The sequence below is a fragment of the Pseudovibrio sp. WM33 genome (assembly GCF_001623165.1).
In the GTDB taxonomy this organism is placed as follows: domain Bacteria; phylum Pseudomonadota; class Alphaproteobacteria; order Rhizobiales; family Stappiaceae; genus Pseudovibrio.
In genome coordinates this window covers 35,294-54,917 of the sequence record NZ_LMCK01000131.1, presented here as the reverse complement: position 1 = coordinate 54,917, position 19,624 = coordinate 35,294, and the positions used below count along the sequence as shown (strand labels likewise).

At 51.5% G+C, this 19,624-nt stretch carries 17 protein-coding genes; 12 read left to right on the top strand and 5 right to left on the bottom strand.

Annotated features, from left to right (window positions below; genetic code table 11):
* Positions 1-40 precede the first annotated feature (40 nt).
* Positions 41-253: a transposase gene (locus PsWM33_RS28910; RefSeq protein WP_369327096.1), complete on the bottom strand. Its 213-nt coding sequence runs from the start codon at positions 251-253 to the stop codon at positions 41-43.
* A gap of 275 nt (positions 254-528) precedes the next feature.
* Positions 529-900, bottom strand: coding sequence for a YbaN family protein (locus PsWM33_RS23515; protein ID WP_342585940.1), 372 nt, complete (start codon positions 898-900; stop codon positions 529-531).
* 261 nt (positions 901-1,161) lie between these two features.
* On the opposite strand from PsWM33_RS23515, the gene PsWM33_RS23510 reads away from it, so the two are divergent.
* The gene (locus PsWM33_RS23510; RefSeq protein WP_063297010.1) at positions 1,162-1,911 is read left to right on the top strand and encodes a DUF502 domain-containing protein; all 750 of its coding nucleotides are present in this window, start codon (positions 1,162-1,164) and stop codon (positions 1,909-1,911) included.
* A gap of 1 nt (position 1,912) precedes the next feature.
* Here PsWM33_RS23510 and recG read toward each other — a convergent pair whose 3' ends face one another.
* Positions 1,913-4,015, bottom strand: coding sequence for an ATP-dependent DNA helicase RecG (recG, locus tag PsWM33_RS23505; protein ID WP_063301824.1), 2,103 nt, complete (start codon positions 4,013-4,015; stop codon positions 1,913-1,915).
* Between the two features lie 177 nt (positions 4,016-4,192).
* Here recG and PsWM33_RS23500 point away from each other — a divergent pair, with 177 nt between their 5' ends.
* Both PsWM33_RS23500 and mfd read left to right on the top strand, forming a co-directional pair.
* A complete protein-coding gene (locus PsWM33_RS23500) occupies positions 4,193-4,498 on the top strand; it encodes an FAD assembly factor SdhE (protein WP_057466199.1) in 306 nt (101 codons plus the stop codon).
* A gap of 83 nt (positions 4,499-4,581) precedes the next feature.
* On the top strand, positions 4,582-8,070 hold the full coding sequence (mfd, locus tag PsWM33_RS23495) for a transcription-repair coupling factor (RefSeq protein WP_063301823.1): 3,489 nt from the start codon (positions 4,582-4,584) through the stop codon (positions 8,068-8,070).
* Between the two features lie 177 nt (positions 8,071-8,247).
* Here mfd and PsWM33_RS23490 read toward each other — a convergent pair whose 3' ends face one another.
* Positions 8,248-8,652: an Rrf2 family transcriptional regulator gene (locus tag PsWM33_RS23490; protein WP_063301822.1), complete on the bottom strand. Its 405-nt coding sequence runs from the start codon at positions 8,650-8,652 to the stop codon at positions 8,248-8,250.
* A gap of 63 nt (positions 8,653-8,715) precedes the next feature.
* On the opposite strand from PsWM33_RS23490, the gene hmpA reads away from it, so the two are divergent.
* From hmpA to lipA, 9 genes are all read left to right on the top strand, one after another.
* Complete coding sequence (hmpA, locus tag PsWM33_RS23485; protein ID WP_063301821.1) at positions 8,716-9,969, top strand: NO-inducible flavohemoprotein; 1,254 nt, start codon at positions 8,716-8,718, stop codon at positions 9,967-9,969.
* A gap of 401 nt (positions 9,970-10,370) precedes the next feature.
* The gene (locus PsWM33_RS23475) at positions 10,371-10,637 is read left to right on the top strand and encodes an FtsB family cell division protein (protein ID WP_057466201.1); all 267 of its coding nucleotides are present in this window, start codon (positions 10,371-10,373) and stop codon (positions 10,635-10,637) included.
* A 251-nt stretch (positions 10,638-10,888) separates the two neighbouring features.
* Positions 10,889-11,872, top strand: coding sequence for a pyruvate dehydrogenase (acetyl-transferring) E1 component subunit alpha (gene pdhA / locus PsWM33_RS23470; protein ID WP_373456213.1), 984 nt, complete (start codon positions 10,889-10,891; stop codon positions 11,870-11,872).
* 17 nt (positions 11,873-11,889) lie between these two features.
* A complete protein-coding gene (locus PsWM33_RS23465; protein ID WP_063301819.1) occupies positions 11,890-13,275 on the top strand; it encodes a pyruvate dehydrogenase complex E1 component subunit beta in 1,386 nt (461 codons plus the stop codon).
* 16 nt (positions 13,276-13,291) lie between these two features.
* Positions 13,292-14,635, top strand: a complete 1,344-nt coding sequence (locus PsWM33_RS23460) for a pyruvate dehydrogenase complex dihydrolipoamide acetyltransferase (protein ID WP_063301818.1) — start codon at positions 13,292-13,294, stop codon at positions 14,633-14,635.
* 119 nt (positions 14,636-14,754) lie between these two features.
* Entirely contained in the window at positions 14,755-15,618 is an 864-nt protein-coding gene (locus PsWM33_RS23455) for an N-acetylglucosaminyltransferase (RefSeq protein WP_063301817.1), read from the top strand.
* A gap of 24 nt (positions 15,619-15,642) precedes the next feature.
* Positions 15,643-17,085, top strand: a complete 1,443-nt coding sequence (lpdA, locus tag PsWM33_RS23450; protein WP_063288847.1) for a dihydrolipoyl dehydrogenase — start codon at positions 15,643-15,645, stop codon at positions 17,083-17,085.
* A 93-nt stretch (positions 17,086-17,178) separates the two neighbouring features.
* On the top strand, positions 17,179-17,448 hold the full coding sequence (locus PsWM33_RS23445; protein ID WP_244271761.1) for a hypothetical protein: 270 nt from the start codon (positions 17,179-17,181) through the stop codon (positions 17,446-17,448).
* Between the two features lie 152 nt (positions 17,449-17,600).
* On the top strand, positions 17,601-18,596 hold the full coding sequence (gene lipA, locus PsWM33_RS23440; protein ID WP_057466208.1) for a lipoyl synthase: 996 nt from the start codon (positions 17,601-17,603) through the stop codon (positions 18,594-18,596).
* Between the two features lie 80 nt (positions 18,597-18,676).
* Here the strand turns inward: lipA and PsWM33_RS23435 are convergent, their stop codons facing one another.
* Entirely contained in the window at positions 18,677-19,591 is a 915-nt protein-coding gene (locus tag PsWM33_RS23435; protein WP_063301816.1) for a DMT family transporter, read from the bottom strand.
* Positions 19,592-19,624: the final 33 nt, after the last annotated feature.

Here is a 19,624-nt window from a genome sequence, read left to right as displayed (position 1 = left end):
GCCATCATTGGTCCTCCGCTTTCCTAACTATAAGGGCGGATCACTTCAAAGGGGGAGGCTCAAGGACACAGCGGAGTTGCATATCTCCGGCTTTGGAGAACCGGCCTGGGTTGTCAGTTTCCCCTGGCTGAAACCGCCTTGGCGTTAGACCAAAATGAGCCGCAGCCGTTCGCAAACTCTTGAACCGCTTAGAGTCATCTACAGCAGCAACAAGCGAGAGTGTAGTCTGGGCCAACTCCGGGGGGACCTCCATCACTCGCAAACACACCATATTGATGCTTGACGCGTATTTGACGCATTTGTCCAGTTCTTGATATGTGTGTAGCAAAGCGAGCCGCATGTCCAGAAGCGGAATCAGTGAGAAGTTTAAATCCGTTTGAACCTCGAAAAGTGGTGGGACTGTTGCATCAAAGTGGGTGAGTTTTATCCGCACTAGCAGGCGGATGCAGTAAATCTTCAGGAACCTCGACTTTACTTGCCAATTGGATGCACTTGTTCAGGCAAGTCTTGTTTACGAGGTCGAGACTTTCAAGTTGCCAGTGGTTTGGAGGGGTGGCTGGCAATGTAGGCGGCTATGGCGCACATCATGAGGGCGACTGCTACGGCGAGCAAGATTGTTGGATGTGACATTTTCAGGAACATCAGGTAGCCAAAGATCAGGCCTGTGAAGGCAAAAAATTTTGCTCTTTTGGGGATGACCTTATGTTCCTGCCATTGGATGACACTTGGTCCAATCTTTGGATGTGTCAGGATCCAGTTTTCCAGACGTGGGTTGGATTTTGCAAAGCAACCTGCTGCAAGAATGAAGAAAATTGTTGTCGGCAGCAACGGTAAAAAGATGCCAACGATCCCTGTGGCCACTAAGGCTAATCCAAGCGTCATATAGAATAGCTTCTTCACAGAGAGCTCCACTTCCGGCAAGCATGATATGCCTTATACGCCGTGTTGGTGAGTGCTGACAATAGTGGGAGTTTGGCTATTGGCGCATCAACCGGCGACCATGGCTAACATATCCACCCTCTTAGATGAGAAGCATGAATTCTTTTTCAAGAGGAACTTGCAAAACCGACAAAATACACTAGTTCGTAAAGAAGCACGGATATACCTGCGCCTTGTCGCTGATATAAAGCGGAAGGTTCCCGAATTATGAAAGTTTGGCCGATGGGATCTGACGGGGATAAAAAGCCAAAGCGCGTTGGGTTTATGACGCGGCTGCGGAACTATTTCTTTACTGGCCTTGTGATCACGGGTCCGGTTGGTATTACGCTTTATCTGAGTTGGTCATTGATCCAATTGATTGATGGTTGGGTAAAGCCCTTCCTGCCATCTATCTACAATCCAGATAACTATCTGCCGGTCGAAGTTCCGGGTTTTGGATTGTTTGCTGCATTGCTGGCAATAACGGTGATTGGTTTCCTGACAGCTAACATTGCGGGGCGCTCGCTCATCAGCGTTGGCGAGTCCATTCTTGGCCGGATGCCATTGGTGCGTAACCTTTATTCTGCGTTGAAACAGATCTTTGAGACTGTTTTGAATGACAGTGGACGTAACTTCACCAAAGCAGGGCTGGTTGAGTATCCGCGCAAAGGTTTGTGGGCGATTGTGTTTCTTGCCACGGACACCAAGGGTGAAGTTGCCGCGCATCTGGAAGAACAAGCGGATACGGTTTCTGTCTTCTTGCCAACCACGCCGAACCCGACCTCTGGTTTTTTGCTGTTTGTGCCGCGCGAGGACATCATCGAGCTTTCCATGAGCGTTGAAGATGCCGCAAAGCTGGTGATTTCAGCTGGCCTTGTCAGCCCGGAATATCCGAAGCTGTTAGAGGGCGAGGATAAAAAGGCTGTTGAGGCGCATCAACGTAAGAAAGCTGGCAAAAGCGGCGATGGTCCAGAGACTGTCGCAGCTGAATAGGTCAGCCCGCTCTAAGCAGTTTGATAGCTTCGTCTCTGGCGAAGAGATACAAGAGGTGGCGCAAGGCGTCGCCTCTTTCTGTTTCTAGCTCTGGGTCCGTGGCCAAGATGAGTTTTGCATCATCGCGTGCGATCTCCATCAAGTCTGCATGATCTTCAATGGAAGCGAGCCTGAAACCGGGTGTACCGGACTGACGGGTGCCCAGGAGCTCCCCTTCACCACGCAGGCGCAGATCTTCCTCTGCGATAAGAAAGCCATCGTTGGTTTGGCGCAGGATGTTGAGGCGAGATGCCGCTGTCTCATTAAGAGGAGCTTTGAAGAGGAGCAGACATGAAGAGGCTAGGCTTCCGCGGCCAACACGTCCTCTGAGCTGATGGAGCTGTGCAAGGCCAAAGCGCTCGGCATGTTCAATCACGATGATGGTTGCGTCCGGGACGTCAACGCCGACCTCAATCACGGTGGTCGCTACAAGCACACGGGCGTCACCATTTTTGAAGGCGTCCATGGCGGCTTGTTTCTCATCAGCCTTCTGGCGTCCATGAACGAGAGCAACCACCGGGCCTAGGGCGTTTTGCAGGTCGTTGAAGCGTTCTTCGGCAGCGGCGAGATCGATCTTTTCAGACTCTTCCACCAGAGGGCAGACCCAATAAATCTTCTGTCCCTGTGCAATCATCGCTTTCAGGCGGTCAACAACTTCACCGATGCGATCCAGGGATATGGAGACTGTTTTGATTTCCTGACGGCCTTTTGGCTTGTCGGTCAGGCGGGAGACGTCCATATCGCCGAAATAAGAGAGGACCAGCGTGCGTGGGATTGGTGTTGCTGTCATCACAAGCACATCCACGTGGGCACCTTTGGAGGACAGAGCCAGTCGTTGGTGGACACCAAAGCGGTGTTGCTCGTCTACGATCGTGATGCCAAGGTCTTTGAAATTGACCGTTGATTGGAAGAGCGCATGAGTGCCGACAATTAAGTCGATTTCACCTGCTTCCAACGCTTCGCCAATCTCGCGTTTAGTTTTGGCTGTGTCTTTACCTGATAAAACAGCGGTGCGGATGCCTGCTGCATCGCACAGAGGTTTCATGGAGGCGTAGTGTTGGCGGGCCAGAATGTCCGTTGGAGCCATCATAGCGGCTTGAGCGCCTGTCTCAATAACTGCTGCCATTGCCAGGAGGCCGACGACCGTTTTGCCAGACCCAACATCGCCCTGAAGCAGGCGCAGCATACGGGTTGGCTCTTCCAGATCATCGAAGATCTCTTTCAGCGCTTCTTCCTGACCGCCTGTGAGTTCGAACGGGAGGGCTGCAAGGATCTTTCGGCGCAACGAGCCGTCTCCTTTGCGGGCTTTGCCGCCCATGTGGCGCAGAGAGTTGCGTACGAGAGCAAGGGCTAGCTGGTTTGCCAGAAACTCATCGTAAGCGAGGCGTTCGCGGGCTTTGCCTTCTGGTGCCAGATCTCTGGCATCTTCCGGCTTGTGTATGGAGCGTAAGGCAACATCAAACGGCGGGAAATCGCGTTGTTCTATGAAGGGCTGGTTTTGCCACTCAGGCATTTGCGGGAGAAACTCAAGAGCGGTGCCCATTGCACGTTGGAGCGTTTTGGAAGCAAGGCCCGCTGTCATCGGGTAAACAGGCTCTACGAGTGGCAGATTTTCAGCTTCTTCCTCAGAGACCATGTGATCTGGGTGCACCATTTGGGCACGGTCGTTAAACCATTCGACCTTGCCAGAGACGATGCGCTTCTCACCCTCGGGCAGCGTGCGATGCAAGAAATCTCCACGTGCGTGGAAGAATACCAGCTCAATGGCTCCGGTCTCATCATGCGCCAGAACCTTGTAGGGGGCACGGCTGCCGCGTGGAGGTGCGCGGTGCTGGTCTATGTGGAGCACAAGCGTCACGATTTCCCCTTCGGGGGAGCCGGAGACACCTGGGCGCAAGCGTCGGTCGATAACATTTACCGGAACATGGAAGAGCAGATCGGAAATGCGGGCGTCGCGGTCCGGGCTGCCGACAAGCAGGTTTGTTATGGTCTTCGCAATCTTGGGGCCGATACCCGGAAGTTTGGTGACCGAAGCGAAAAGAGGATCAAGGCGAGTAGGGCGCATACCATATAGACCAGAACGTGAACAGCAGATCTGATCTGTGCCATGTTCCTGTGATTTGTGCAACGCCCTTAAGAAAACACTGACAGATGAAAATAAGGGTTGTATACAGGCGAAACATTTTGGCCCTATCTATTTGCAGATAGTGACAAGGATCAGCGACCTTCTAAGGAAACGACGATGGATCAGAGTGCGCAGAGCGAAGATCAAAACGAGAACACTGGACTGGATAACCGCCGTAAACGTATCATTTTCCGCTGTCACCATCGTGGCATGAAGGAAATGGACATCATGCTTGGTGGCTACGTTGAAAAGCATATTGTTCAGATGAGTGATGAAGAGCTGGATGAGCTGGAAGTGTTTCTGCAGCATCATGATCAGGATCTCTTCTCATGGTTTATTGGTACGAAGCCAGTCCCCGATGAAGCGAACACAGATCTGTTCCGCAAGATCCTCGATTACTACAAGGACAAGGCTGGAAGCTGATTGCGCTGTGACCTCTGATTTGCTGTAGATCAGGTGTCTGTTATTGCCCGCCGACGATTTGAAATAATAAGGTTGCCCCTCCCGTGTTTGAAAGTTTGCTCAAAAAAAGTGAAAACATCACGCTTGCTTCCGTTCCTGATGGAGCAGAAGCCTACGTGCTTTCAAAGGTGCTTGCTGAAGTTGGGGAGGGCGGCCTTGCGCTGACTTATGTTGCGCGGGATGCAACTCGTATGGCGGCGCTGACAGAGGCTCTGGGGTTCTTTGCGCCTGATGTGGAAGTGCTTCAGCTGCCTGCATGGGATTGCTTGCCGTATGACCGTGTTTCGCCTCATGGAGCGATTGTTGCGCGCAGGTTGCTGACTTTGCTTCGGTTGGCAAAGGGGCTGCCGAAGAAAAAGAAGTTTGTTCTGATCACAACAGTGAACGCAGCTTTGCAGCGGATGCCTGTTCGCGAGTGGACGGCCAATCATATTCTCTCGTTCATGCCGGGCAACCGTATTAATCCCGACAAGATCGTTAAGTGGTTGGAAGTCAATGGCTTTGCCCGCACGCCAACAGTGCGTGAAACCGGGGAGTATGCAGTTCGCGGCGGGATCATTGATCTGTTTTCTCCGGCAACCAAAGAGCCTGTGCGCCTGGACTTCTTCGGGGATACGCTGGAGTCCATTCGTTCCTTTGATACGGATAATCAAAGAACGCTGGCGCAGAAGAAGGGTCTAACGCTTGTTCCTATGAGCGAGATCATTCTTGATCCTGAAACGATTTCGCGGTTCCGTCGTAACTATGTGACTGCTTTTGGGGCCGCTGGGCCTGAGGATGTTCTCTATCAGTCCATCAGTGAGGGGCGCCGTTATGCGGGGATGGAGCATTGGTTGCCTCTGTTCCATGAAAACCTGTCTACCCTGTTTGATTATATTGGTGAAACGCCAGTTGTGCTGGATGCCAGTGCTGAGGACATGATCAAGGAGCGCCTTGAGCAGATTGAAGAGCATTTTGGTGCGCGTCAGGACGGGCTCCACAACAAAGCGCTTTCCTCTGGTGTGCCGTATAAACCTATTCCGCCAATTGCCATTTATCTTCAGGACACCCAGTTCAGCACATTTGTGGCAGACAGGGCTTCTGCTCAGTTATCCCCGTTCGCTATGCCTCCGGGCACGGGCAAGACTGCGATTGATATGGGGGGGCGTCAGGGACGGAACTTTGCGGCTGAACGTGCTGCGGGTGATGTAAATATTTTTGATGCGCTTTCCAAGCATGTGTCAGCTCTTGCCAAGGATGGGAAGAGGGCGGTTCTTTCTTGCTGGAGTGAGGGTTCTCGTGAACGGTTAACCCAAGTTCTGAGCGATCATGGGCTGGACCGGACCGGATATGCGGGCAATTCTGCTGAACTGGGTAAGGTACCCGCTGGGCTGACGGCATTGATCCTTCTTGGGCTGGAACATGGATTTGAGATTGATGATCTGGCCTTCATTGGGGAACAGGATATCCTCGGTGACCGTCTGGTGCGTCAGCGTCGGCGGAAGTCCAAAGGGGCGAATTTTCTTACTGAGGCCTCTGCTCTGGCCCCCGGTGATCTTGTTGTGCATGTGGAGCATGGTATTGGCCGGTTTATCGGGCTGAAGACCATTGAGGCTGTTGGGGCGCCGCATGACTGTCTTGAGCTGCAATATGCAGGGTCGGACAAGCTTTACCTTCCTGTCGAGAACATTGAGCTACTGACGCGCTACGGTTCAGAAGATCAGGAAGTTCAGTTAGATAAGCTTGGCGGCGGGGCATGGCAGGCCCGTAAAGCCAAGATGAAAAAGCGTATTCTTGAGATTGCCGATGGCCTGATCAAGATTGCAGCAGAACGTGCGTTACGAACTGCTCCTGCGATTACGGCTCCTGAGGGGGCTTATGATGAGTTCACTGCGCGGTTTGTTTATGATGAGACTGATGACCAGATGAGCGCCATTGAATCGGTGTTTGATGACATGGCATCAGGGCGTCCGATGGACCGGCTTATCTGTGGTGATGTGGGCTTTGGTAAGACGGAAGTTGCTCTAAGGGCTGCGTTTTTGGCGGCGATGTCTGGGAGGCAGGTGGCGATTGTGGTTCCGACCACGTTGTTGGCGCGTCAGCATTACCGGACCTTTGCGGATCGTTTTAATGGATTGCCGATTGAAGTGCGGCAGGCATCGCGACTTGTCCCCGGTAAGGAGCTGTCTGAGACCAAGAAGGGGCTGAAAGAAGGCTCTGTCGATGTCGTCATCGGAACGCATGCACTTCTGGGAAAAGCTATTGGTTTCAGGGATCTGGGTCTTCTCATTATCGATGAGGAGCAGCATTTTGGTGTGAAGCATAAAGAACGGTTGAAAGAGCTGAAAAGTGATGTTCACGTTCTGACCCTCTCTGCGACCCCGATTCCTCGTACCTTACAATTGGCACTGACGGGCGTTCGGGAGCTTTCCCTCATTGCGACACCGCCGGTGGACCGTTTGGCTGTGCGCTCGTTTATATCCCCGTTTGACCCGATGGTTATCCGCGAGAGCTTGCTGCGTGAGCACTATCGCGGGGGGCAGAGTTTTTATGTGTGTCCGCGCGTGTCTGATCTGGCAGAGGTGAGGGCGTTCCTGGAAGAGAATGTGCCTGAAGTTAAAGTGGTTTCTGCGCATGGGCAGATGCCTGCCGGGGAGCTGGATGACATCATGAACGCCTTCTATGAGGGTAAGTTTGATGTGCTTTTGGCAACCACAATTGTGGAGTCCGGATTGGACATACCAAACGCGAACACTTTGATTGTGCACCGCTCGGACATGTTTGGTCTGGCGCAGCTCTATCAGATCCGTGGGCGCGTGGGACGGTCGAAGACGCGGGCTTATGCTTTGTTTACTGTTCCTGCCAACAAGACGCTGACACCTACTGCTGAACGCCGCCTTAAGGTGCTGCAAAGCCTAGAGAATTTGGGTGCTGGCTTCCAACTTGCATCACATGATCTGGATATTCGCGGAGCGGGTAATCTGCTTGGGGAAGAGCAGTCCGGGCATATTAAAGAGGTTGGCTTTGAGCTTTACCAGCAGATGCTGGAGGAGGCGGTTGCCCAGCTTAAATCTGGCGGTGAGGACTTCCAGGAAGACAAGTGGTCCCCGCAAATTGCCATCGGCACGCCTGTTCTTATCCCCGATACATATGTGCCGGACCTTCAGTTGCGGCTTGAGCTTTATCGCCGCCTGGCGGATCTAATGGAGCTTGAAGACATCGATGGCTTTGGGGCTGAGATGATTGACCGCTTCGGGCCACTTCCTGAGGAAGTTCAACACCTTCTGAAGATTGTCTACATCAAGGGGCTGTGCCGCAAAGCGAACGTTGAAAAGATTGACGCTGGGCCGAAGGGCATCGTGATTGCCTTCCGTAATGGCGAGTTCAACAATCCGGCGGGGCTGGTATCCTACATCGCGGAACAAACTATCCTCGCCAAGATCCGCCCAGATCAGAAGGTGGTGCTGACCCGTGACTGGCCGTCTGCAGATGATCGATTGAAGGGCACCGCTGCTGTGTTGATTAAACTCTCACGGCTGGCTGAAAATGTCTGATTTCTCGTCTTAAATGGCTCATTTGCTGGGGTTTTTATGAAATCCCAGCGTTGCGTCGCTATGTGCGCTGGTTTGCGTTTTTTAGCGTTAAGATGAAAGGTTTTGTGAGTTAATTAATTTCGCTTGAGTTTTTTCACTTCAACTATAGATGGGAGCAATACAGCTTCCTTAAGAGCACTATTGGATTAATATAGCGTCTTCTAATGTATGCTTATTCATGCTTTCAATGAATGATTGAGAGGCCTCGTAGAGGTAGTGCTTGACGTTGCAGGAACCGGTTATCCTGCAAGTGTTAGTTGCTGGATCAAAGCACTCCACCATCGTCATGTTTGGTTCCAGTAGCTTGATGACCTCGCCCAACTGGATTTCGTTGCTTGGTTTGGCCAGCTGCATACCGCCCCCTTTGCCTTTGAAAGATGAAATATACCCCGCTTCAACAAGGCGTAACACAATCTTCACTAAATGGTTACGGGAGATATCATGGTATTCCGAAACCTCTTTAACACTACATAAACGTTGGGGATTTGAGGCGAGATACATGAGTGTTCTCAGGCCGTAATCCGTAAATTTTGTCAATTGCATCTTGACGCCGTAAGCTCTCGTTAATAATTAGTATTTGAAATGCACATTTAAGGGGCGCATCAAATGATCAGCCAAACTACCATTGAAATTGTTAAATCTACAGCACCTATTCTTCAGGAGCATGGAGAGGTATTAACACAGCATTTTTATAAGCGTATGCTTTCACGCAATCCAGAGGTTGCCTCTTTCTTCAATACATCCAATCAGGAGCAGGGTACTCAGCAAAGAGCTTTGGCTGGTGCTGTAACTGCATTTGCGCTGCATATTGATAATTTGGAAGTTTTGGCTGGTGCGGTTGAGTTGATCGCGCAAAAGCATGCTGCTTTGCAAATCAAGGCTGAACATTACCCTATTGTCGGTGAAAATCTGCTCGCTTCCATTAAAGAAGTCTTGGGAGATGCGGCAACAGATAACATGATTAATGCATGGGAAGAGGCTTATGGTTTTCTCTCTAATATTTTGATTGAGCGAGAAAGCACGATTTACAAGGAAAAAGCTGATCAACCGGGTGGCTGGGATGGTTTCCGAGACTTTGAGGTTGTTAAGAAACAGGCTGAGAGCAGTAACATCACGTCATTCTACCTCAAGCCAGCAGACAAAGGTGCTTTGCCCCAATTTAAGCCGGGTCAGTACATCACAATAAGAGTACCAGACCCGAATGCAGAAACCACCATGCGCAATTACAGCTTGTCCGACAGGCCAGATGCAGGCTGTTTTCGTATCAGTGTGAAGAAAGAGCTTGCTTTCGGTGAGGGGCACCCGGCTGGGTACGTCTCCAACTTGCTGCACAGTCGCATCGAAACGGGTGCAAAATTGGAACTAGCGGCCCCATGTGGAGACTTTTTTCTGAACGAAGAAGTGGAAGAAAACCGTCCGCTGGTATTGTTGGCTGCAGGTGTTGGCATTACCCCAATCCTGAGTATTCTGAAAGCAGCACTTGTGCGAGATGGAGACAGAAAGGTTATTCTGGTTCATGCCAGTCAGAACGAGACTGTCCAAGCTTTTAAAGGTGAAATAAATGAGCTTGCGCACCAGAACCAGAACCTGAAAGTTTATTATCGCTATAGCGACGCAGAGGCAGACGGCCAGTTCCGAACGGGTAATTGTTCAACCGGTTTAGTCGATTATAGATTTCTGGAGACTCTGCCTGCTAGCCTTGGTGCGGACTATTACTTTTGTGGGCCAAAGCCGTTTATGGCTGGTCTCTACTCTAGTCTTCAGGATCGCGGCGTGCCCGAAAAGCAGCTCAATTTCGAGTTCTTTGGTCCAAAAGAAGATCTACTGGTGTCACATGAACATCGTGAAGAGATGGCCTAAATCAGCTTGCATTTAAGTTGAAGCATCTGAACTGCTTTAGCCTTTGTTTTTGCGTCTCTTTGTCCGAAAATTGGTTCCCATTTTTCGGCGATACGCTGTAAATTCACTCCATTGAGTGATTGAGCCGACTGGTTTGAAATGGATGAGCGCCCCATTCGTGGGGCGCAGTCTGGTTGGCTTTAATGAGATGCCAAAAGTTATGCCCTTTTTTTGGGGGGGGCGCACGGTACTGCTTTGTTTTAGAAAAAATAACAGAAAAGGCCAATTTCAGATTTTTCAGAAACTCTTGGTTAAGGGCGTTGTGAAATAGTGCGGGCATGTGACCATTTTTGTAATGAGTAGGTCAGTCAGTGCTAGCTACCACACGTCAGCGAAAACACTCCTATCTAAAGAATCTCCTTGTGCCGGGTATTGCCATTGGTGCGCTTTGCTACTTTGCATTTCATGCGCTCAACGGTAAGCTGGGTCTTGTGGGTCGACCACAGATTGAGCATGAGATTCTTGCGCTCGAATTGGAGCTTGATGAGTTGCGGGAAGAACGCCTGCAATTACAACGCCGTGTCATGTTGCTTGACCCGGAGAGCCTTGATCCAGACATGGTGGATGAGCGGGCTCGCGCTTCCCTTAATCTGGCGCACGTGAATGAAGTTGCAATCATGCGCAACTGAAACATCAGCGTGTATTAACTTGAATTGGGTTTATTTGATTGAATTAACCTAATTTAAGTTAACTTGAAAATATCTGTAAAATCAATAACTTATATAAATCCCCAAGTGTTTCTGCTCATATTGGCATTCTGCGCTGTGGGCGATAGTGTGCTTTCACCAATTCACGTCACAAAGAGACGAGGCTCATGGCTGGAACTCAATCCAAGTCTTCAGGCGGTCGCGCTAAAAGTGCTACCAAAGCCCGCGGTGCGATGAAAAACGTACCTGCACTAGTAGAATTCTCCAAAGATGAAGAGCTAAACGCTTATCGCGAAATGCTTTTTATCCGTCGCTTCGAAGAAAAGGCGGGTCAGCTTTACGGTATGGGTCTGATCGGTGGCTTCTGTCACCTTTACATCGGCCAGGAAGCTGTTGTCGTTGGAATGGAGATGGCCAAGGAAAAAGGTGATCAGATGATCACTTCTTACCGTGACCATGCTCACATGCTTGCTTGCGGCATGGACCCGAACGGCGTGATGGCCGAACTGACTGGTCGTCAGGGTGGTCTGTCCAAAGGTAAGGGCGGTTCCATGCACATGTTCTCCAAAGAACAGGAGTTCTATGGTGGACACGGCATCGTGGGTGCTCAGGTCTCACTTGGTACCGGTCTTGCGTTTGCGAACCGTTATAAAGAGAACGGCAAAGTTTCCATGGCGTTCTTCGGCGATGGTGCTGCCAACCAGGGTCAGGTTTACGAGAGCTTCAACATGGCGAAGCTTTGGAACCTGCCAGTGATCTACGTCATTGAGAACAACAAGTACGGCATGGGGACCTCCATTGAACGTGCTTCTTCCACGACAGACCTTAGCCAGCGCGGTGCTTCCTTCGGCATTCCAGGTGTTCAGGTTGATGGTATGGACGTGCGCGCGGTGAAAGCTGCGACCGACTATGCGATGGAATGGTGCCGTGAAGGCAATGGTCCTTACATCCTTGAGATGATCACCTACCGCTACCGTGGCCACTCCATGTCTGACCCTGCGAAATACCGCAGTAAAGACGAAGTCCAGAAGATGCGCTCTGAGCATGACCCGATTGAACAGGTTCGTGCTCGCCTTCTTGAAAAAGAATGGGCAAGTGAGGACGATCTCAAGGCTATCGATAAGGAAGTGCGCGCTGTTGTTGCTGCTTCTGCTGAGTATGCACAGAACGATCCTGAGCCGGATCCATCTGAGCTCTACACAGATATCGTGCTCTAAGGTCGGGATAATACATTATGGCTGTTGAAATTTTAATGCCTGCGCTTTCTCCGACCATGGAAGAAGGCAAACTTGCTAAGTGGCTTAAGAAAGAAGGCGACACCGTTACTGCAGGTGACGTGATTGCTGAAATCGAGACCGACAAAGCAACCATGGAAGTGGAAGCGGTTGATGAGGGCGTGCTTGGCAAGATCCTCGTTGCTGAAGGCACCGAAGAAGTAAAAGTGAACGCACCGATTGCAGTTCTGCTGGAAGAAGGCGAAGACGCCTCTGCTGCTGACAACCTGGGCGCTGCCCCTGTTGCGCCGGCGGCTCCTGCAGCTGCTGAAGCACCAGCCGCGCCTGCTGCACCGGCAGCTCCTGCGGCACCGATTGTAAGCGTTGCACCTGCTGACCCAGAAATTCCTGCGGGCACCAAAATGGTGAGCATGACCGTTCGTGAAGCTCTGCGCGACGCGATGGCAGAAGAAATGCGCCGCAATGAAAACGTGTTCCTGATGGGCGAAGAAGTTGCTCAGTATCAGGGCGCCTATAAGATCTCCCAGGGTCTTCTGGACGAGTTCGGCGAAAAGCGCGTGATCGACACACCAATCACCGAGCATGGCTTTACCGGCCTTGCTGTTGGCGCTGCGATGGCAGGTTTGAACCCAATTGTTGAGTTCATGACCTTCAACTTCGCAATGCAGGCGATTGACCACATCATCAACTCTGCCGGTAAGACGCTTTACATGTCTGGCGGTCAGATGGGTGCACCAATGGTGTTCCGCGGTGCAAACGGCGCTGCAGCTCGTGTGGGTGCGCAGCACTCTCAGGACTTTGCAGCATGGTATGCTTCCATTCCAGGCCTTAAGGTTGTTCAGCCTTACACCGCAGCTGATGCGAAGGGTCTTTTGAAAGCGGCTATCCGCGATCCGAACCCGGTTGTGTTTCTTGAAAACGAGATCCTTTACGGTCAGCACTTCGACGTGCCGGATGTTGAAGATCTGGTTCTGCCAATCGGCAAAGCGAAGATTGTTCGCGAAGGTACTGATGTGACCATGGTTTCCTGGAGCATCGGTATGACCTACGCGCTGCAGGCTGTTGATGAGCTGGCAAAGCAGGGCATTTCTGTTGAGCTGATTGATCTGCGCACCATTCGTCCGCTGGACATGGATACCGTTCTGGCATCCGTTCGCAAAACTGGCCGTCTGGTAACTGTAGAAGAAGCCTTCCCAATCTGTTCCGTTTCCTCTGAAATTGCTTATCGGGTTCAGAGTGAAGCTTTCGATTGGCTGGATGCGCCAGTTCTACGTGTAACCGGTAAAGATGTTCCAATGCCATATGCAGCAAACCTTGAGAAGCTGGCTCTGCCAAACACCAAGGAAGTTATCGATGCTGTTAAGGCTGTGACCTACACCGCCTAATTGGGAGAAAAGTGGTATGCCAATCAACATTCTGATGCCTGCGCTTTCTCCGACAATGGAAGAAGGCAACCTGGCCAAATGGCTGGTTAAAGAAGGTGACACAGTTTCTGCAGGCGACGTGATTGCAGAAATCGAGACCGACAAAGCGACCATGGAAGTGGAAGTTGTCGATGAAGGCACCGTCGGTAAAATCATTGTTGCTGAGGGAACTGAGGGCGTGAAGGTGAATGCACCGATCGCGATCCTTCTGGAAGAGGGCGAAGACGCTTCTGTAATGGATGCAGCTCCTGCTGCTCCGGTGGCAGCTGCTCCTGCGCCAGCTCCTCAGGCTCCGGCAACGCCTGAAGCACCAGCTGCTCCAGCAGCGGCGGCACCTGCACCAGCTGCTCCGGTGGCTGCTTCTGGTGAGCGTGTGTTCTCATCTCCTCTGGCGCGCCGTCTGGCGAAGCAGAATGGTCTGGACATTGCCCAGATCAACGGCTCTGGCCCGCATGGCCGCGTTGTGAAGCGTGACGTTGATGCAGCGATTGCTGCTGGCACTGGCAAGGCTGAGGCTGCACCTAAAGCTGCGGACGCACCGAAGGCTGCTGAGGCTCCAAAAGCTGCGCTGGCGTCTGGTCCATCTGATGAACAGACCCTCAAGCTCTTTGATGAAGACAGCTACGAGCTGGTTCCGCACGATGGCATGCGTAAGATCATTGCCAAGCGTCTGACTGAGTCCAAACAGACTGTTCCGCACTTCTACCTGACGCTTGAGTGTGAACTGGATGCTCTGCTGGCTCTGCGTGCGCAGCTCAATGCTTCTGCACCGAAAGACGGCGACGGCAAGCCAGCTTACAAGCTGTCTGTCAACGACATGATCATCAAGGCGCATGCCTTGGCACTGAAAGCAATTCCGGCTGCCAACGCATCTTACCTTGAGAGTGGCATGGTTATGCATAAGCATGCTGATGTTGGTGTTGCTGTTTCCATTGATGGTGGCCTGATCACTCCGATCATTCGCCGTGCTGAAGAGAAAACGCTCTCCACGATCTCCATCGAGATGAAAGATCTGGCAAAGCGTGCTCGTGAGCGCAAGCTGGCTCCAGTCGAATTCCAGGGTGGAACAACCTCTGTTTCCAATCTTGGCATGTTCGGCATCAAGGAATTTGCTGCGGTGATCAATCCTCCGCACGCAACCATCCTTGCTGTTGGTGCTGGTCAGAAGCGTCCGGTTGTGAAGGGCGATGAGATCGTTCCTGCGACTGTGATGTCTGTGACCCTTTCCACTGACCACCGTGCGGTGGATGGTGCGCTGGGTGCAGAACTTCTGCAGGCCTTCAAAGGCTACATCGAAAACCCGATGTCCATGCTGGTTTAATCAGGACTTACCGGCAGGAAACAGGAACCCCTGCTTTTCTGCCGGTAGATCCAAGTGGTAGGTGTGAGCAAATAGAGTGGAGTAAACTGAAGACCGTTTGAGCAAGGAGACCGTATGATATGGTCAAAGTTGTCGATGGCTTCACGTTTTTCAACGAACTCGATACCCTGGAAATTCGTTTGGGCGAACTTTTCGATGTGGTGGATGAGTTCATTCTTGTAGAGGCCACCAAGACCTTTACGGGACACGAAAAGCCTCTCTATTTTGCTGATAACAAGTCGCGGTTTGCACCGTTTTTGAGCAAGATCCGACATATCATTGTCGAGGACATGCCGGAGGCACCGCAAAACGCCTGGTCGAGGGAGTACCACCAACGCGATTGCATAGAACGCGGCCTTAAAGATCTTGCGGTGAAAGATCTGATCGTTGTTTCCGACGTGGACGAAATTCCAAAGCCGGAGGCGCTGCTCAGAGCGAAAAATGACCCCAGGAGCTGTAAAAGCCTGACATTCTTTGGCGCAGATATTTTCCGATACAGACTGAATTTCAAAGACGATGTCTCGGATTTTACCTCGTGCCCGCGAATGATCAGCGCGATGTTTTTCAAAGGTGCTCAGGCTTTGCGGCGTGAGCGGGCCTTGCAGAGTAAAAGCCTCTCTCCTGTTCTCGAGGCTGCTTTGTGGCAATGGAAAGCTCTTACACGGCACAGCCGGCTTATGCGACGTCAATTGATCAGGTCTTCCAGCTGGCACTTCAGCTTTTTGGGGGACATGGACAAGGTGGTTACGAAACTTGAGGCTTACTCGCACACCGAACACATGAATGATGCCTATCTGGGCCGTGCGCAAAGAACGCTGGACCGTCTGGATGCGGGCGATGGCAGAGGAAAGCTGGTCGCTAAGGACAGCGGAGAACTGCCCGACTACGTTTTGGAGAATTTTTCGAAGTTCTCCCACCTTTATGTGGAGCCTCAAGCTCCTTGATGCCGATTTGGCGAGGTTAAAGAGATGAGTGGCAACGCCTACGACGTGATTATCATTGGTTCTGGTCCTGGTGGCTATGTAACCGCAATCCGCTCCGCGCAGCTTGGTTTCAAGACCGCGATTGTCGAGCGTGAACATATGGGCGGTATCTGCCTGAACTGGGGCTGTATCCCAACCAAAGCGCTGCTGCGTTCTGCTGAGATCTACCATTACATGCAGCACGGCAAAGATTACGGTCTTTCCGCTGAAGGCGTGAGCTTTGACGCTTCTGCTGTTGTGAAGCGCTCTCGTGGAGTTTCCGGTCAGCTCAATGGCGGTATCGGCTTCCTGATGAAGAAGAACAAAGTGGACATCATCTGGGGTGAAGCTAAGCTCACCAAGCCGGGTGAGATCGCTGTTGGGCCTTCTTCCAAAGACGCTATGCAGCCACAGCACCCAACACCTAAGGGTGTGAAGGGCCACGGCACTTATTCCGCCAAGCACGTTATTGTTGCAACTGGTGCTAAGCCGCGCGTCATTCCGGGTCTTGAGCCTGACAAAGAAAACATCTGGACCTATTTCGAAGCGATGGTTCCAGAAAAAATGCCTAAATCCATTGTTGTGATGGGTTCCGGCGCGATCGGCATCGAGTTTGCATCTTTCTATAAGACAATGGGCGTTGACGTGACCGTTGTTGAAATGATGTCGACCATTATGCCGGTTGAAGATCCTGAAATCTCCGCGATTGCGAAAAAGCAGATGGAGAAGCAGGGCATCAAGTTTGTGATGGAAGCGAAGGTTTCCAAGGTTGTTAAGGGTAGCGGTCAGGTGACTGCGACTGTTGAGACCAAAGACGGCAAGACGCAGGAAATCACCGCTGAGAAGCTGATCTCCGCTGTTGGCGTTGTTGGTAACATAGAGAACCTTGGCCTTGAAGCGCTTGGCATCAAGACAGACCGTGGCTGTATCGTGACTGACGGCTTCAGCCGCACCAACGTTCCTGGCGTTTATGCGATTGGTGACGTTGCTGGTCCTCCAATGCTGGCGCACAAGGCTGAGCATGAAGGCGTGATCTGCATTGAGAAGATCTCCGGCCTTGATGTTCACCCTATGAAGAGCGAGCAGATTCCGGGCTGTACCTACTGTAACCCGCAGGTGGCTTCTGTCGGTCTGACTGAGCAGCGTGCGAAAGATGCTGGTTATGAGCTGCGCGTTGGTCGTTTCCCGTTCATGGGTAACGGTAAGGCGATTGCTCTTGGTGAACCTGAAGGCCTGGTCAAGACGATCTTTGACAAGAAGACCGGTCAGCTGCTTGGTGCGCACATGGTTGGTGCAGAAGTGACCGAGCTCATTCAGGGCTTCGTTGTTGCCATGGGTCTTGAGACCACCGAAGAAGAGCTGATGCACACTGTCTTCCCGCATCCGACCCTTTCCGAAATGATGAAGGAAAGTGTTCTGGACGCCTATGGACGCGCTCTGAATATGTAAATCAATTCCCTCTCACTGGAATTTTACCAGTGAGAGGGACTTAATTTTCCCCGGGTACTCTTCTTATCAAAAAGGAGAAGAACCGTGGACTTTATGAAATCGATCATATGGCTGGTGACATCAGCCGTTTGTGCCGTTGTAGCTACTGTGCTGGTGATGGCTACAGTTGGCGGAGACTTCGCCGTGTTGATTATCGCCGGATTTCTCGGTGGTATTTCAGGGGTTTACCTGTTCGAATTTGCGGATGTGGAAGTTTCCCTGGGGAATGAATATCTCGACCAGGCGGTCGTTGCGATGGTTGGCGCCATTGCGTTTGCTCTGATTGCCTCACTGATTGGTGGGGATGCAATTGGCTTTGAATAGGCGTGGTCCTGAGGCGCGGAACTGACTGAACACCAGTGTCTGGCATTGAGAGATGCTTCATTTCCTGTTATGGACCACTAAACTTATAAGAGACAGTGACACTGACCCTTAAGGCAAGTGTGAAGCAAAGTCTCGGACCTGACGGAACTGATATGGTTACACTGGTAAATACACTCGATCCTAATCATAAAAGCCAAACGGCGTCTGCACTGCAGGAAAAAGAGCGTCCGCGCCATCCGGAAAAAGCACATCGCCCGGATAATCCTGTTCAGCGCAAGCCAAAATGGATCCGTGTTAAGGCGCCCACTTCTCCTGTCTACAAAGAGACCCACGAGCTGGTTCGCAAGAACAACCTCGTCACGGTTTGTGAAGAAGCTGGTTGCCCGAATATCGGTGAGTGCTGGTCCAAGAAGCATGCGAGTTTCATGATCCTGGGTGATACCTGTACCCGTGCCTGTGCGTTTTGTAACGTGCGCACCGGGATGCCTGGCCCAGTTGATCAAAATGAGCCTGAAAGCATTGGTAAAGCTGTTGCGTCTATGGAACTGCAGCACGTTGTTATCACCTCTGTGGACCGTGATGATCTTGATGATGGCGGTGCAACGCACTTTGCCAATGTGATTGCTGCGATCCGTAAAGCTTCTCCAAAAACAACTATTGAAGTGCTGACGCCTGATTTCCTTCGTAAGGAAGGCGCAGTTGAGATTGTTGTTGCGGCGAAACCTGACGTGTTCAATCACAACATGGAAACGGTTCCTTCCAATTATCTGAAGGTTCGTCCGGGTGCACGCTACTTCCACTCCATCCGCCTTTTGCAGCGCGTGAAGGAGATTGATCCTGAGATGTTCACCAAATCCGGCATCATGGTCGGTCTGGGTGAGGAGCGCAACGAAGTGCTTCAGCTGATGGATGATCTGCGTGTTGCTGATGTAGACTTCCTGACTGTTGGTCAGTATTTGCAGCCAACCAAGAAGCACCATCCGGTGATGAACTTCCCAACCCCGGACGAGTTCAAGGCCTATGAGAAAATCGCTTACGCGAAAGGCTTCCTGAAGGTTTCCGCGAACCCGCTGACCCGCTCTTCCCACCACGCTGGCGAAGACTTTGCCGAGCTGAAAGCAGCCCGTAAGGCAAAACAAGGCAACTAAGCGCCGGTTCCATTCCACGAATTTTAAAAAGCGTCACACTGCACGGTGTGACGCTTTTTTTGTTTGTGGGTGTCACAAGATCAAGTTGTCTTCTTCGTTAGTCGCGGAAGTTTTATCTGTCCGGTTGCCAGCGCTACTCCTGTAAAGATAAAGAGCAGACCGGTCAGTAGGTTTGTCGTAAGGGTTTCGCCAAGAAATAGTACTCCCAAGACTGCGCTGAAACCGGCCCTGAGATAGCTTCCTGTTGTTACTCCTAAAGGGCCAAGAGTGCGTACAAGGCGGAAATAAAGCACCATTGCAAGTGCAGTGGAGAACACACCCAGAGCAAGGATTGAGGCCAGAGATTCAGGCGATGGTGAAAGCTTCAATGGATGGTCGAATGTGAAAGCAATCGGTGCCATAAGACAAGCTGCAAGGGTCATCGAGCATGCTGCTGTCAGCAGTGGTGGTTGATCTGAAAAGCGTTTTGCGTTCAGGGCAGCTAAGGCATAACAAAGGCTGGCCCCTGTGATTGCCAGTTGTCCGAGTGCTGAGTTTTGCTCTCCTGCAAAGGCCGTAGGCCCCATGATGACACCAATACCTGCAAATCCAATCAGAATGCTGAGGAGCTTTTTGGCGTCTACGGTCTTGTCCTGCAAAACAAAGTAGCTGATCAAAAACACGAATAGAGGTGGCGTTGTGTTTAAAAGGCCTGCAAGGCCACTGGAAGTATGTAGCTGTCCCCAACTGATGAGCGTGAAGGGGAGCGCGTTTTGTAAAATGCCTTGCACAAGAAGTTCACCCCACCGTTTGGCGGTGTTGGGGAAAACGGTTCCGCTGATCATGACCAGTGTGATGAGGACTACAGCACCAATCAGCAGCCTGAGAAGAACGATGGTTGCTGGAGGAACGGTGGTGATTACAACTTCGATAAGTGTGAAGGAAGCTCCCCATAAGAAGGACAGGATTATGAGAAGGCAGAGCTCCGGAATGAGCTTGGCAGATGTTTGAGGCATAGTTGTCCTTTCAGAAAACCATAATTTCTTGCC

Coding starts and splice junctions, on each gene's coding strand:
- PsWM33_RS28910 (WP_369327096.1), bottom strand. CDS start 253: ATGGAGGTCCCCCCGGAGTTGGCCCAGACTACACTCTCGCTTGTTGCT.
- PsWM33_RS23510 (WP_063297010.1), top strand. CDS start 1,162: ATGGGATCTGACGGGGATAAAAAGCCAAAGCGCGTTGGGTTTATGACG.
- recG (WP_063301824.1), bottom strand. CDS start 4,015: ATGCGCCCTACTCGCCTTGATCCTCTTTTCGCTTCGGTCACCAAACTT.
- PsWM33_RS23500 (WP_057466199.1), top strand. CDS start 4,193: ATGGATCAGAGTGCGCAGAGCGAAGATCAAAACGAGAACACTGGACTG.
- PsWM33_RS23490 (WP_063301822.1), bottom strand. CDS start 8,652: ATGCAATTGACAAAATTTACGGATTACGGCCTGAGAACACTCATGTAT.
- hmpA (WP_063301821.1), top strand. CDS start 8,716: ATGATCAGCCAAACTACCATTGAAATTGTTAAATCTACAGCACCTATT.
- pdhA (WP_373456213.1), top strand. CDS start 10,889: ATGAAAAACGTACCTGCACTAGTAGAATTCTCCAAAGATGAAGAGCTA.
- PsWM33_RS23465 (WP_063301819.1), top strand. CDS start 11,890: ATGGCTGTTGAAATTTTAATGCCTGCGCTTTCTCCGACCATGGAAGAA.
- PsWM33_RS23460 (WP_063301818.1), top strand. CDS start 13,292: ATGCCAATCAACATTCTGATGCCTGCGCTTTCTCCGACAATGGAAGAA.
- PsWM33_RS23455 (WP_063301817.1), top strand. CDS start 14,755: ATGGTCAAAGTTGTCGATGGCTTCACGTTTTTCAACGAACTCGATACC.
- lpdA (WP_063288847.1), top strand. CDS start 15,643: ATGAGTGGCAACGCCTACGACGTGATTATCATTGGTTCTGGTCCTGGT.
- PsWM33_RS23445 (WP_244271761.1), top strand. CDS start 17,179: ATGAAATCGATCATATGGCTGGTGACATCAGCCGTTTGTGCCGTTGTA.
- lipA (WP_057466208.1), top strand. CDS start 17,601: ATGGTTACACTGGTAAATACACTCGATCCTAATCATAAAAGCCAAACG.
- PsWM33_RS23435 (WP_063301816.1), bottom strand. CDS start 19,591: ATGCCTCAAACATCTGCCAAGCTCATTCCGGAGCTCTGCCTTCTCATA.